General features: G+C 65.6%; 14 protein-coding genes. 7 read left to right on the forward strand and 7 right to left on the reverse strand.

Annotation, left to right across the window (positions count from 1 at the left end; genetic code table 11):
• Positions 1-38: 38 nt before the first annotated feature.
• The gene (locus tag NOF53_RS21825; RefSeq protein WP_255972637.1) at positions 39-932 is read right to left on the reverse strand and encodes a LysR family transcriptional regulator; all 894 of its coding nucleotides are present in this window, start codon (positions 930-932) and stop codon (positions 39-41) included.
• Positions 933-1,004: 72 nt separating this feature from the next.
• Here NOF53_RS21825 and NOF53_RS21830 point away from each other — a divergent pair, with 72 nt between their 5' ends.
• The 5 genes from NOF53_RS21830 to NOF53_RS21850 all read left to right on the forward strand — a co-directional run bounded on the left by NOF53_RS21830 (position 1,005) and on the right by NOF53_RS21850 (position 4,994).
• Positions 1,005-1,922, forward strand: a complete 918-nt coding sequence (locus tag NOF53_RS21830) for an EamA family transporter (RefSeq protein ID WP_255972639.1) — start codon at positions 1,005-1,007, stop codon at positions 1,920-1,922.
• Positions 1,923-1,947: 25 nt separating this feature from the next.
• A complete protein-coding gene (locus tag NOF53_RS21835) occupies positions 1,948-3,201 on the forward strand; it encodes a Mur ligase family protein (RefSeq protein ID WP_255972641.1) in 1,254 nt (417 codons plus the stop codon).
• Positions 3,194-3,904, forward strand: coding sequence for a type 1 glutamine amidotransferase (locus NOF53_RS21840; RefSeq protein WP_255972643.1), 711 nt, complete (start codon positions 3,194-3,196; stop codon positions 3,902-3,904). The genes NOF53_RS21835 and NOF53_RS21840 overlap by 8 nt, the downstream gene beginning before the upstream one ends.
• A gap of 329 nt (positions 3,905-4,233) precedes the next feature.
• Positions 4,234-4,671 carry an SRPBCC family protein gene (locus NOF53_RS21845; protein ID WP_255972646.1) on the forward strand — a complete coding sequence of 146 codons (438 nt, stop codon included), beginning with the start codon at positions 4,234-4,236 and terminating at the stop codon, positions 4,669-4,671.
• Positions 4,668-4,994, forward strand: coding sequence for an ArsR/SmtB family transcription factor (locus tag NOF53_RS21850; RefSeq protein WP_255972648.1), 327 nt, complete (start codon positions 4,668-4,670; stop codon positions 4,992-4,994). Before NOF53_RS21845 ends, NOF53_RS21850 begins: the two co-directional genes overlap by 4 nt.
• 125 nt (positions 4,995-5,119) lie before the next feature.
• Here the strand turns inward: NOF53_RS21850 and NOF53_RS21855 are convergent, their stop codons facing one another.
• From NOF53_RS21855 to NOF53_RS21875, 5 genes are all read right to left on the reverse strand, one after another.
• Positions 5,120-6,577, reverse strand: a complete 1,458-nt coding sequence (locus tag NOF53_RS21855; protein WP_374212651.1) for an MFS transporter — start codon at positions 6,575-6,577, stop codon at positions 5,120-5,122.
• A 78-nt stretch (positions 6,578-6,655) separates the two neighbouring features.
• Positions 6,656-7,228 carry a TetR/AcrR family transcriptional regulator gene (locus NOF53_RS21860; protein ID WP_255972668.1) on the reverse strand — a complete coding sequence of 191 codons (573 nt, stop codon included), beginning with the start codon at positions 7,226-7,228 and terminating at the stop codon, positions 6,656-6,658.
• A 14-nt stretch (positions 7,229-7,242) separates the two neighbouring features.
• The gene (gene recR, locus NOF53_RS21865) at positions 7,243-7,851 is read right to left on the reverse strand and encodes a recombination mediator RecR (RefSeq protein ID WP_255972650.1); all 609 of its coding nucleotides are present in this window, start codon (positions 7,849-7,851) and stop codon (positions 7,243-7,245) included.
• A gap of 9 nt (positions 7,852-7,860) precedes the next feature.
• Positions 7,861-8,199, reverse strand: coding sequence for a YbaB/EbfC family nucleoid-associated protein (locus NOF53_RS21870; RefSeq protein ID WP_445263538.1), 339 nt, complete (start codon positions 8,197-8,199; stop codon positions 7,861-7,863).
• Positions 8,200-8,372: 173 nt separating this feature from the next.
• Positions 8,373-8,807 (reverse strand): SRPBCC family protein, encoded by a 435-nt coding sequence (locus NOF53_RS21875; protein ID WP_255972654.1) that lies wholly within the window; start codon positions 8,805-8,807, stop codon positions 8,373-8,375.
• Between the two features lie 246 nt (positions 8,808-9,053).
• Between NOF53_RS21875 and NOF53_RS21880 the strand changes: the two genes are divergently transcribed.
• Both NOF53_RS21880 and NOF53_RS21885 read left to right on the forward strand, forming a co-directional pair.
• The gene (locus NOF53_RS21880; RefSeq protein WP_255972670.1) at positions 9,054-10,505 is read left to right on the forward strand and encodes an FAD-binding oxidoreductase; all 1,452 of its coding nucleotides are present in this window, start codon (positions 9,054-9,056) and stop codon (positions 10,503-10,505) included.
• Positions 10,502-11,803 (forward strand): class I SAM-dependent methyltransferase, encoded by a 1,302-nt coding sequence (locus NOF53_RS21885; RefSeq protein WP_255972656.1) that lies wholly within the window; start codon positions 10,502-10,504, stop codon positions 11,801-11,803. The genes NOF53_RS21880 and NOF53_RS21885 overlap by 4 nt, the downstream gene beginning before the upstream one ends.
• Positions 11,804-11,826: 23 nt before the next feature.
• On the opposite strand, the gene NOF53_RS21890 is transcribed toward NOF53_RS21885, so the two are convergent.
• Positions 11,827-12,876, reverse strand: a complete 1,050-nt coding sequence (locus NOF53_RS21890; protein WP_255972658.1) for a type IV toxin-antitoxin system AbiEi family antitoxin domain-containing protein — start codon at positions 12,874-12,876, stop codon at positions 11,827-11,829.
• Between the last annotated feature and the right edge of the window lie 271 nt (positions 12,877-13,147).

Genomic DNA, 13,147 nt, shown 5'->3' on the forward strand with positions numbered 1-13,147 from the left:
GCCGGGGACCCGCTGTCGAGCGGGTCCCCTTTTTCGTGTCAATCCGACACCTCCGACGCGATGTCCCGGAACGCCTGGAGCACCGTCGCCACGGCAGGGATGGCATCGGACGCCGGACGACGAGCCAATTCGTAGATGCGTGCCGCGCGGACGCCGGCCAGCGGCAGCCGGACCACCGACGGGTGGGTCACCGCATGACGGGCCAGCAGCGCGACACCCCGCCCGCCGGCCACCAGTTCCTCGATCACGCGGAAATCGTTGATGCGCATCACGACCCTGGGTTGCACTCCGGTTGCCGCGGCCACCGACAGCAGCACGTCGTCGACGGGAAATCCGCCGCGCACGCTGATCCAGCTCTCGTCGGCCAACTGTTCCGGTCTCACCGATCTCTGCCCCGCAAATCGATGACCGGGCGGCAGGATGAGGTCGATCGGCTCGCGCATGAGCGGTTCGGCGGTCACCCGCGGCGACGACGTGTCGGCGGCCCGCTCATCCCGGTGCGTGAGCACGACGTCGTAGTCGGCGAGCAGCGTGGGCACCGCCGAGGACGGTAGATCCTCGTCGCGCGGCTGCACGTCCACGCCGCTCCCGTCGAGTACGTCGAGGAGCCGGGGCAACAGCAACGCGGCACCGGAAGGAAACAGCGCCACCCGGACGCGGCCTCGCGGCGACCCGCGGTAGGCGTTCATCTCCGCCGCCGCCCGGTCGAGAGCGGCGAGGACGTCGTCGGCGCGTACCACCAGAGCGTGTCCGGCGTCGGTGAGCCGCAGGCGCCGGCCATCGGGTTCGAGCAGCGTCACACCCGCCTCCCGCGCCAGGATCTTCAACTGCTGCGACACCGCCGACGGGGTCATCGACAGGGCCGCAGCAGTGGCGGCGACCGTCCCGCGGTCAGCCAGCTCGCGCAGGACTCGCAACCGCGTCGCATCCATGAAGTAAACCTACATCGACGATGCATATTAATGTGCTTGTCCTGATGGTTCGGTGCGCTCACGATGGAGCACATGACCACCCGCGATCGGCTACTCGGACTCACCGTCGTCGTCCTGTGGGGTCTGAACTTCCTCGCCATCCGCGCCGGCCTCGATCATTTCCCGCCATTCTTCTTCGCCGCAGTGCGCTTCTTGCTCATCGCGGTCCCGGTGATCATGTTCGTGCCCCGGCCGCAGGTACCCACCAAGTGGCTGTTGCTCTACGGCGCCGGCTTCGGCGTCGGGCAATTCACCTTCCTGTTCTGGGCCATGCACGTCGGCATGCCCACCGGGCTGGCGTCGCTGGTGCTGCAGTCGTCGGCGCCGTTCACCGTCGTACTGGGCGCGATCGCGCTCCGCGAACGACTGCGGCCGGTGCAGGTGGGCGGGCTCCTCGTGGCGGTGTCGGGGATGGTCCTGATCGGCTGGGATCGTGCCCAGCACGCCGCAGTGCTCCCCGTGGCGCTGACGTTGCTCGCCGGCCTGTCGTGGGCGCTGGGCAACCTCGGAAACCGGAAGGCGGCCTCCGACCAGCCGATGCGGCTGATGTTGTGGATGTGCGTCATCCCACCTCTGCCCATGCTCGCCCTGTCGTTCGCGGTCGAAGGGCCGTCGTCCGGCTGGAACGCGCTGACGTCTTCGCTGCACGGCAACGGTCCGCTGGCGCTCGCCGGGCTCGCCTACATCGTGATCCTCGGCACCATCGCCGGCTCCGGCCTGTGGACGGCTCTGCTCAGCCGCTATCCCGCAGGCACCGTCGCCCCCCTCTCCCTCCTCGTTCCCGTTGTCGGAATCGGGGCAGCGTGGCTGGTGCTGGACGAGGAGCCGAGCGTCCTGTCGCTGATCGGCGGCACCGTCGTCATCGCCGGTGCCGCGGCTACCCAGGTGAGCGGCAAGGTCCGCCAGCGCGCACCTTCGCACATCCGTGCACCGGCGCGAGTCGGCGTCTGACCGGACCCTGTGCAAAACTCGCGGAGTGAGTACTGGAACTGGGATCACGACACGCGGCAAGGTCGCCCTCCGGGCAGCAGCGGCCGCCTCCTGGGCATCGCAGAAGGCAGGACGCGGCAAGGGCTCGATGATCGGCGGGTTGATCGCCCTGAAGATCGACCCCACGCTGATGGAACAGCTCGGTCGTAGTCGGCGCACCGCGGTGATCACCGGCACCAACGGCAAGTCGACCACCACCCGGATGACCGCCGCCGCACTCTCGACCCTCGGTGAGGTGGCCAGCCAGGCCGACGGCGCCAACATGGACGCCGGGATCGTCGCGGCGCTGAGCAACCGTGTGCACGCACCCCTCGCCGCGCTCGAGGTCGACGAACTGCACGTCCCCCATGTCAGTGACGCAGTCGATCCTGAGGTCCTGGTGTTCCTCAACCTCAGCCGCGACCAACTCGACCGCGTCGGCGAGATCAACATGATCGAGCGCAAACTCCGCGCCTGCGTCGCCGCGCACCCCGAGGCCACCGTGATCGCCAACTGCGACGACGTCCTCGTCACGTCGGTGGCCTACGACGCGAAGAACGTCGTCTGGGTCGCAGCGGGTGGCGGCTGGGCCAGCGACGCCGCCAGCTGTCCGCGCACCGGCGAACCGATCGTCTGGGAAGGATCGCACTGGCGCAGTACCGGTTCCGACTTCGCGCGCCCCACCCCCGACTGGTGGCTCGACGACGAAAACCTCTACGGGCCGGACGGCTGGAAGATCCCCATGACGCTGGCACTGCCCGGGCGCGCGAACCGGGGCAACGCCGCCCAGGCAGTGGCCGCCGCAGTCGCGATGGGCGCGAAGGCCGAGGACGCCGTCGCCGCCGCGGCCACCGTGCAAGAAGTGGCAGGCCGCTACAGCACAGTCGAGGTCGGGTCGCACTCGGTGCACATGCTGCTCGCCAAGAACCCCGCCGGCTGGCAAGAGGCGCTGTCGATGATCGACCCCACCGTCGACGGACTGGTGATCGCCGTCAACGGTCAGGTACCCGACGGCGAAGACCTGTCGTGGTTGTGGGACGTGCGGTTCGAGCACTTCGAAGGCGTCAAAGTGGTGGCCGCAGGGGAACGCGGCACCGACCTCGCGGTGCGCCTCACCTACGCGGGCGTCGACCATACCCTCGAACCGAACCCCTTGCGGGCCATTGCGTCCTGTCCGCCCGGACGTGTCGAGGTACTCGCCAACTACACCGCGTTCCGCGACCTGAACAACGCCATCGCGAAGGAGGCGCGCAATGTCTGACTCCACCGTGCGCATCGGACTGGTCCTCCCGGACGTCATGGGTACCTACGGCGACGGCGGCAACGCCCTCATCTTGCGGCAGCGTCTGCGCATGCGCGGATACGACGCCGAGGTCGTCGAGATCACGCTGAACGACCCGGTCCCCGAATCGCTCGACGCCTACACCCTCGGCGGCGCCGAGGACTCGGCGCAGCGGCTCGCAACCCGCCACCTCGCCAAGTACCCCGGACTGCAGAAGGCCGCCGAACGCGGCGCCCCCGTGCTCGCCATCTGCGCCGCCATCCAGGTGCTGGGCAACTGGTACGAGACATCCAGCGGCGAACGCGTCGACGGGGTGTCGATGCTCGACGTCACCACCTCCCCGCAAGCCACCCGCTCCATCGGCGAGGTGATCACCAAGCCCCACATCGACGGCCTGACCTTGCCCCTCACCGGTTTCGAGAACCACCGCGGCGGAACAACTCTCGGTCCCGACGCGCGCGGTCTTGCCCGCGTGACTCATGGCGTCGGGAACGGGGTCGGAGACGGACTCGAAGGTGTCGTCCAGGGTTCCGTGATCGGCACGTACATGCACGGACCGGCGCTCGCCCGTAATCCCGAACTCGCCGACCTCATCCTGAAGCGAACCCTCGGGGTCGACGAACTTCCCGCCCTCGACCTCCCCGAAGTCGAACAGCTGCGTCGGGAACGCCTGCGCGCGTAGCCCAGGTGAGAGCGGCCCCGTGTGCGCGGGTCGGTAAACCGTTCTCGTGCAAACACTTCGTTCGAATGCGTGATGGTGTTGATGCCGTGGATCACGGCGGCGTCTCCCCGGCGCCCGTCGAGTGGCGGTTCGTTCCCACGGTGGCATACGTCCACCCGGTCGGCAGAAACACACACAGCTCTTCCACAGGTTGTGAATAGGGCGATGTGAGCGCTGGCGTCCGTCGTGGGCGCACTTGCAACACAAATGTGCAACTGCAGGGTTGCAAACCCCGATTCGTGTATGCAACCATTGAGTTGCAGATCAACCACGAAGGAAGGGTAACCGACATGGACAGCATCACCCGAACCGTTGTCATCAGCGCCCCGCGATCGACCGTCTGGGCCGCCATCACGGACGCCGACAAGGTCGCCCAGTGGTTCGGACAGCAGGCCGAAATCGACCTCACTGTGGGCGGCACCGCGAAATTTACCTGGGACGGGCACGGAACGTCTCGTGCGATCGTGACAGAAGTCGACGAGCCGAACTGCTTCGGTTTCCGTTGGGCGACCGACAAGGACACCGATCCCGTCGAAGGAAATTCGACGCTGGTCCGGTTCACCCTCGCCGAACACGAGTCGGGAACCGAACTGACGGTGACCGAAACCGGATTCGACACCCTCGACCGCGACACGAATGCACAAAACCGGCAGCGCGAGGGCAACGTCCAGGGCTGGCACGCCGAACTCGGCGAACTGGTCGCCTACCTGCACGGTGTGAAGGCATGACGGTGGGCACCTATACCGAACTCGCTTCGGTGTTCGCCGCCCTGTCCGACGAGACGCGCTGGGACATTCTGACCGAACTCGGACAGGCGGATCACTCCGCGTCGTCGCTCGCCACGCGACTACCGGTGTCGAGGCAGGCGATCGCCAAACATCTCACCGCCCTGCAGGCGTGTGGATTGGTGGAGTCGGTGAAGGTGGGCCGTGAGGTTCGCTACCGGGCACTCGGCGCCGAACTCGGCAAGACGGCCAGGAAGCTCGAACGGATCGGGGCCGAATGGGACCGCCGACTGGCGGCTATCAAGAACATCGCGGAATCGCTGTAACTACCCCAGACAGGGGTTCGGCCGGGAATGCTTCTGCATTCTCGGCCGGATCTCTGCTTCACGAGTTTTCTCTGCTCACAGGTACATTTCCTCGATCCGCACTGCTTACGATACTTGAGGGTGATCTATGTCACAAGAGGTTCTACCAGATTTTTCTGCACTCGATCATGGCCAGGCAAGGCGAGGGAGACGGCGAACACGAGGACGGCCAGCACCGCGCACACGCCGTACGCCAGCGAGAACGCTCCCGAAGATGCGACCCCACCCACCACGCTCGCTGCGAGCACCGACGCGACCACTGCGCTGCACATGGTGGTGCCCATCGTCCGCAGCAGGACATTCACACCGTTGGCCGCAGCCATCTGTGTCGCGGGTACGGCACGCACGATGAGCATCGGAAGGGTGCTGTAGACCAGCGCCGTGCCGATCGCCGCGATACCCAACGCCACGATCACCAGCGGCAGTTCCTTACCCGGCACGGCGTGCAGCGAGTAGCCGACGACGAGGCACACGGCACCGGCGAGGATGGTCACCTTGGACCCGAACCGCGCGGTTACACCCGCCCCGACCTGAGCGAACACAATCATCGACAGACTGGTCGGCAGCTGGCAGACCGCCGCCTGCAAGATCGTCAGACCGTACCCGGCTCCACTGCGCGGCGCCTGTAACAGCTGCGTCGTGATGAGCGCGTTGCCGTAGAAGGCGAACCCGACGAGGAGTGCGGTCACGTGCGGCAGGAGAACCGACCGGCGCGCAGACACGCGAAGGTCTACCAGCGGATTCCGGTTACGCAACTGCTGGTAGCCCCACAGCGCGAAGAGAAACACCGAAGACGCGAACATGCCCAGCACCGCGGGACTCGACCAGCCCCACGAACTGCCTTGGGTGATCGGTACCAGCAAGCTGACCAGTGCGGCCGTCAGCCCGACCGCGCCGACGCCGTCGAAGCGTCCACCGGAGCGCACCGCCGATTCGCGGATGAACAACGCCGCCGCCGTGGTGACGGCCAGTCCGATCACCGCGATCACCCAGAAGAGAACGTGCCAGTGGGAGTACTCGGCGATGGCAGCCGCGAACGGCAGACCGAGGGCGGTGCCGATGCCGAGGGTGGAACTCATCATCGCTATCGCGCGGTGCACCTTCTCCGGCGGCAATTCGTCGCGGAGAATCGAGATACCGATCGGAATCACAGCGGCGCCGACGCCCTGCAGCCCACGCGCGAAGATGAGCAATCCGATGTCGGACGTCAACGCACAGATCACTGCGCCCAGCGCCATGAACATGAACGCCACCATCAGCATTCGCTTCTTGCCGTACATGTCTGCGAGGCGCCCGAAAATGGGGGTGACCACCGCGCCGACGAGCAGAGTTGCCGTGATCAGCCAGGACACCGCCGTAGGGTCGGCGCCGGTGTACGTCGGCATGCTCGGCAGCAGTGGCACCATGACCGTTTGCAGCACGGCCTGGAACACTCCCGCGAAGGCCAGGATGGGAAAGAGGAACCGTGATCCACGCGGGCGCGGGGACGGCTGCGGCCCAGCCACAGTGCGCGCGGAAAAGGGTCGCGGCAACGAAATCGTCACGCGTCACCCCCGCACACAGTTGGTAAATGGCTGTTCACCACACTAGGTGAACAGCCATTTACTACGCAAGCGGAACGATCAAGGTTCGAGCAATTGCTGCACCAGGGGGGCGTAGTGCGACACCACCTCTTCCGGGGAACCGGAAGCGTACTCCTGCATCATTTTGCGACGCATGACCGCGAGACCGGTCAACATCGACATCACCAGTTCCGCGCGCAGCCGCGCATCCGGGCCGGTCAGGCGTTCCGCCAGCGCATCGATCATCTGAGACGAATAGTTGGCGCGCAGCTTGCGGCTGCTCTCCTCGCTGGGCCCGCTCATGAACAGAATGTTCAGCGAAAGCGGTCTATACGGTTCCATCGGACGCGCGAACATCGACACCATCCGCTCCCCTAGACCGTCCAGCGGGCCGCTGAACACCAACTCGGCGGCCCCGCGGAAATCGACGAGGGTGTCGAACAACTGCTCCTTCGAGCCGAAGTATTTGATGATGAGGGGGGCGCTGACTCCCGCGTCATCGGCAATTTCCTTGAGGGTGATCTCCCGATAGGGCCTTGTCGCGAATGCCCGCCCAGCCGCATCGACGATGAGCGACCGCGACTGCTCGGCTGTGCGCTTCGCAGGTGCCGTCGCGGTGGGCTCGGACGTCACAGCGGGCTCGGACATCACAGTGTGCGTCTCCCGGACAACGCTCGGCCCAGGGTCAGTTCGTCGGCGAACTCGAGGTCGCCGCCCATCGGCAGCCCCGACGCGAGCCTGCTCACCGTCAGCCCCGGAAAGTCCCGAAGCATGCGCACCAGATACGTCGCGGTGGCCTCACCCTCAGTGTTGGGGTCGGTCGCGATGATGACCTCGGAGACGTCGACTCCGTCCTCCTGATTTCCGATGCGTCCCAACAACTCCCGAATGCGGAGCTGGTCGGGGCCGATACCCGACAGCGGGTCGAGGGCACCGCCGAGAACGTGGTAGCGACCCTTGAACTCCCGGGTCCGCTCCACCGCCTGCACGTCCTTCGGCTCCTCCACCACGCAGATCACCGTGCGGTCCCGGCGGGGGTCGGCGCAGATCCGGCAGTAATCCTTGTCGGATACGGTGCCGCACACCACACAGAACTGGACGCCGTCACGCACCCGCTCCAAGGCGTTCTCGAGCCGCTGGATCTCGGAAGGTTCGACGCTGAGCAGGTGGAACGCGATGCGCTGCGCACTCTTCGGCCCGACACCGGGCAGCTTGCCGAGTTCGTCGATCAGGTCCTGAACCGGCCCTTCGTACACGCCGAACCTCTAGAAGCCGGGAAGACCGGGCAGGCCTCCACCCAATCCCCCTGCGAGCGGACCGAGCTTCTCGGCCGCGATCTGCTGCGCCTTGTTCGACGCGTCCTCGATTGCCCCGATCACGAGATCCTGCAACGTTTCGACATCGTCGGGATCGACGACCTTGGGATCGATCTTCAGACCGACCACTTCACCTGTGCCTTTGACGGTCGCAATGACGAGTCCGCCACCGGCCTGCCCCGTGACCTCGGCTTCGGCCATCTCCTGCTGCGCGGCCATCAGTTGCTGCTGCATCTGCTGTGCCTGCGCCAGAAGCTGCGACATGTCGGGCTGTCCACCTGGTTGCACTGACGTGGTCCTTTCTGCGGTTACCCTGCCAGCGTAGACGGTCGGCGCCGGCGTGGCCCGATGCCGGCGAACCAGGCAGCGAGCACCCGCCGACCTCGCCGGGCTCGACATGTCCGAGAGGCCGTCGTGGGCGGCATCTCCACCTTGCCCGCTCGGGAGCGAAAAGGTGACGGTCAGGCGAGTTCGCGCTCCAGATTGGCGAGAACCTTCGCCTGAATCTTCTTCAGCCCCAGCGGGGCGAACGTCTTCTCGAAGAAGCCGCCGATGCCGCCCGCACCCTTCCACTGCGTGGTCGTGGTGACGGTCGAACCGGACCCGCTCGGTGCGACCACCCAGGTGGTGACGAGCGAAGAATTGGCGTCCGTCTCCGTGATCGTGTCGCCCACCACGGTGACCGTCGCCTTGATGTCACGCGACCGCTTCTCGGTAGCCTTCAACGTCCACTGCGCGACGGTGCCAGTGCCCTGCCCGCCCTCGAGAACGCGGTAGTCCAGATACTGCTCGGAAAGGATGCGGGGACGCACCGTCTCGTAGTCCGACAAGGCCGCGAGCACCTTCTCCGGTGTGGCTGAGACGGTAATCGAACTGCTCGCGCTGACCTGGCCCACTGTTCTGACTCCTCTTGTACGACTCGTACGAACTACTTCCTCCCCCATCCTGCCTCCCGGGTGCGGACATCGGCGACGACGCGACAATCGATTGTGAGCTAGGTCACCGGATCGCGGTCACGACCCGCGGGTTGGTGAGACATTTGTGTGAATCTTCGGCCCACCGCGGCGATATGCGTGGCTTCAATCCTCGGAGAGGGATAGCGTCAGGGTGTGGCTGCCTCTTCGGTCGAACTACTGAAAAGCATGCGGGAGGGTGGACGCCCCTCCCGTGCGCATCGCACATCGCCCGTGACCGGGATCGACGCTCACCGCGCCGGTGTCGAACGGTTACTCGCGTCGTATCGCGCGATCCCTTCGGACGCCGACGTACGCCTCGCGAAGAAGACGTCCAACCTGTTTCGGGCTCGCGCACAAACCACCGCCCCAGGGCTGGACGTCTCCGGCCTCGGCGGGGTCATCTCCGTCGATCCGCAGGCGCGCACAGCAGATGTCGCGGGGATGTGCACGTACGAGGATCTCGTGGACGCCACCCTGCCGTACGGGCTGGCACCGCTGGTAGTTCCACAGCTCAAGACGATCACGCTGGGGGGCGCGGTAACCGGGCTCGGCATCGAGTCGACCTCGTTCCGCAACGGACTGCCGCACGAGTCCGTGCTCGAAATCGATGTTCTGACCGGCAGCGGCGAGATCATCACCGCCACGCCGGAGGGTCAGCACTCCGACCTGTTCTGGGGATTCCCCAATTCGTACGGCACCCTGGGCTATTCGACGCGCCTGCGGATCCAGCTCGAACCCGTCAAACGATATGTGGCACTGCGACATCTGCGGTTCGACTCCCTGGACGAACTGCAGTCGACGATGGACCGGATCGTCGGTGACCGGACTTACGATGGAATTCCCGTCGACTACGTGGACGGCGTGGTCTTCACTGCATCCGAAAGCTACCTGACGCTGGGCCATCAGACCGACGAGGGCGGCGCGGTGAGCGACTACACCGGCCGCAACATCTTCTACCGGTCGATCCGGCACGCGTCGGTAAACCATCCAAAAACGGACAAACTGACTATCCGAGACTACTTGTGGCGGTGGGACACCGACTGGTTCTGGTGCTCACGCGCGTTCGGTGCGCAGAATCCGACGATCCGCAGGTTGTGGCCGAAAAAGCTTCTCCGTAGCAGCTTCTACTGGAAGCTGATTGCGCTCGACCACAAGTACGACATCGGTGACCGGCTCGAGAAGCGGAAGGGCAATCCTCCGCGTGAGCGAGTCGTGCAGGACGTGGAGGTCCCCATCGAGCGCACCGCCGACTTCGTCCGGTGGTTCCTCGACGAAATCCCCATCGAACCGTTGTGGTTGTGCCCGTTGCGCTTGCGCGAACCCGCGCCCGCCGGGGCGTCGTCGCAGCGACCGTGGCCCCTGTATCCCCTCGAACCGAAACGAACCTACGTGAACATCGGTTTCTGGTCTTCGGTGCCCATCCAGCCCGGCGAGCCGGAGGGGGCGGCCAACCGGCTCATCGAGGACAAGGTCAGCGACTTCGACGGACACAAGTCCCTCTACTCTGATTCCTATTACTCACGAGAAGATTTCGAACGCCTCTACTACGGCGGCGATCGATACACCGAACTGAAAAAGCACTACGATCCCGATTCCCGGTTACTGGACCTCTTCTCCAAGGCGGTGCAACGTCGATGACAACCCTGAAAGCTCCCCGCACACAAGACCGGAAGCTGACCATCGCGGAGATTCTCGAAACTCTGTCCGACGGCATGCTCCCGCTGCGGTTCACCGCATACGACGGCAGTGCCGCCGGACCCGAGGACGCACCCTACGGCCTACATCTCAAGTCCACCCGCGGAACCACCTACCTGGCAACCGCGCCCGGTGATCTCGGGATGGCACGAGCCTACGTGTCGGGCGACCTCGAGGCACGGGGAGTCCATCCCGGCGACCCCTACGAGATTCTCCGGGTGATGGGTGACGAACTGCATTTCCGTCGTCCGTCAGCGCTGACGCTCGCGAACATCACCCGTTCGCTGGGATGGGACCTCCTGCGGCCCATCGCCCCTCCCCCGCAGGAACACCTCCCGCGGTGGCGTCGCGTAGCCGAAGGACTACGGCACTCCAAGGCCCGCGATGCCGAGGTGATCCACCACCACTACGACGTCTCGAACACCTTCTACGAGTACGTCCTCGGCCCCTCCATGACGTACACGTGTGCCTGCTACGAGAACGCTGAGCAGACCCTCGAAGAGGCTCAGGAGAACAAGTACCGTCTCGTGTTCGAAAAGCTCGGCCTCCAGCCCGGTGACCGGCTGCTCGACATCGGCTGCGGCTGGGGTTCGATGGTCCGGTACGCCGCCCGTCGCGGCGTCAAAGTCATCGGCGCCACCCTGTCACGCGAACAGGCCGAGTGGGCGCAGAAGGCCATCGCGGAAGAAGGTCTGTCCGATCTCGCCGAGGTCCGGTTCTCCGACTACCGCGACGTGCCCGAAACCGGCTTCGACGCCATCTCGTCGATCGGCCTCACCGAGCACATCGGCGTCGGCAACTACCCCGCCTACTTCACCCTGCTGAAAGACAAACTGCGGGAAGGTGGACGACTGCTCAACCACTGCATCACCCGTCCCGACAACCGCAGCCAGGCGCGCGCCGGCGGCTTCATCGACCGATACGTCTTCCCCGATGGCGAACTCACCGGCTCCGGTCGCATCATTTCCGAGATCCAGAACGTGGGCCTCGAAGTCCGGCATGAGGAGGACCTGCGCGAACACTATGCATTGACCCTCGCCGGATGGTGCCAGAATCTCGTCGACAACTGGGACGCCTGCGTCGCCGACGTCGGGGAAGGAACCGCACGGGTGTGGGGCCTCTACATGGCCGGATCTCGCCTCGGGTTCGAACGCAACGTCGTCCAACTGCACCAGGTCCTCGCCGTCAAGCTGGGGCCGAAGGGTGAGGCGCACGTCCCGCTCCGCCCGTGGTGGTCGTAGGCGGCTCCGCCGCCCGTGCGTGGTTAAGGAGTCTCTGCACTCCTTGACCACTCACAGGCCCGGCAGGGCCTCGCGCCGGGCCCGACCCACCCCTCCCGCACCAGCACGGTCTCCACTTCGCGGGCCACCGCGCACGGACTCTTCGTCACCTCGTCGAACCCGTACACGAGTCGCGGCCGCCCCTGCAGTTCCGCGGCGTTGTCGCGACGACGGTCCCGGAACGCGACCTCCGCCATGGCATGCGCGCGGCGTCCGTCAAGTCGCACGATGAGTGGCACACCGTGATCGGAGTAGTCGCAGTCCTCGAACAATGTTCGACCGTCCACGACCACGGGTGACTGCCGTCGCGCCCGTGGAAGCCCGTGCGCGTCCTCGACGTCGGTGGCGTAACGGTACTCGAGCACCGACTGGACGCCGTCGGCGAGCAATCGCACCGCACCCACGAGCGCCTTGCCGTACCGACGCGGTCGTCGCTCCTCCATGCGTCGCCGGATGTCGCGCAGGGGGATCCGGGCATTGGTCACGAGAGCAATGAGCCGGGTGTAGGCGTCCCGTGCCGTGGGCTCGGCGATAGCAACATCCAGAGCCGTATCCGCCCTTGCCGTCCGGGGTTGGTCCGTGTCGACAGCAATGTAGTCGTGCGCCCTCGACCGGTGCACGACGACTCCTGGATGCACGACAGTTCCTTCCCGATGGCACAGACTGACCGACGCGAGGCGCGCACCGACAACGGTCGGCGGCTGGGTGATAGCCGATCTTCCGTAGGGAACGGTGATGTGCACGGGGCATGCAGGATCGACACGAATCATGTGCCATTCCTCGGCGGCAGTGTGGTGGCTGAGGATTGCGCCCTTGCCTCCGAAGAGCAGCGCGGCTTCCAGCGACATCTCACGTGTGATCGGGCCGCTGCTCACCGAATAGACACCGTGGAGTACTGCTTGCCATCGACCGGATTCGACGCGGTGCCGAACTCTGTTGCGGGGAAACCCGAGGGCGTGGAGTTGCGTGTGGGTGATCAGGCCGAACTGCGCGTCGGCGACGTCTTTCAAGGCGGCGAAGTTCACTGAGGTCATACCGGGCACGGTCACCGAGACCCCCGACGGGCCTCGGTGTCGCACCTGGGAATACCAATTGCCCTGTGGATAACCCACAGGTTGGGGATAATTCAGCCCGTGCGTGGTTAACGAGTCCGGAGACTCCTGTGTGTGCTCAGGACATCGCGAACACTTGATGTCTCAGGACATCGTGAACACTGAGCGGCTCATCCCTGGGATCCTCGGGGATGAGCGGAACAGGGTTTTCGATGGATCCAGAGTTTGTGTCCGCGATCGTCCGGGTGGCACG

The organism is Rhodococcus tibetensis, from assembly GCF_024438035.1.
Lineage (GTDB): Bacteria > Actinomycetota > Actinomycetes > Mycobacteriales > Mycobacteriaceae > Rhodococcus_F > Rhodococcus_F tibetensis.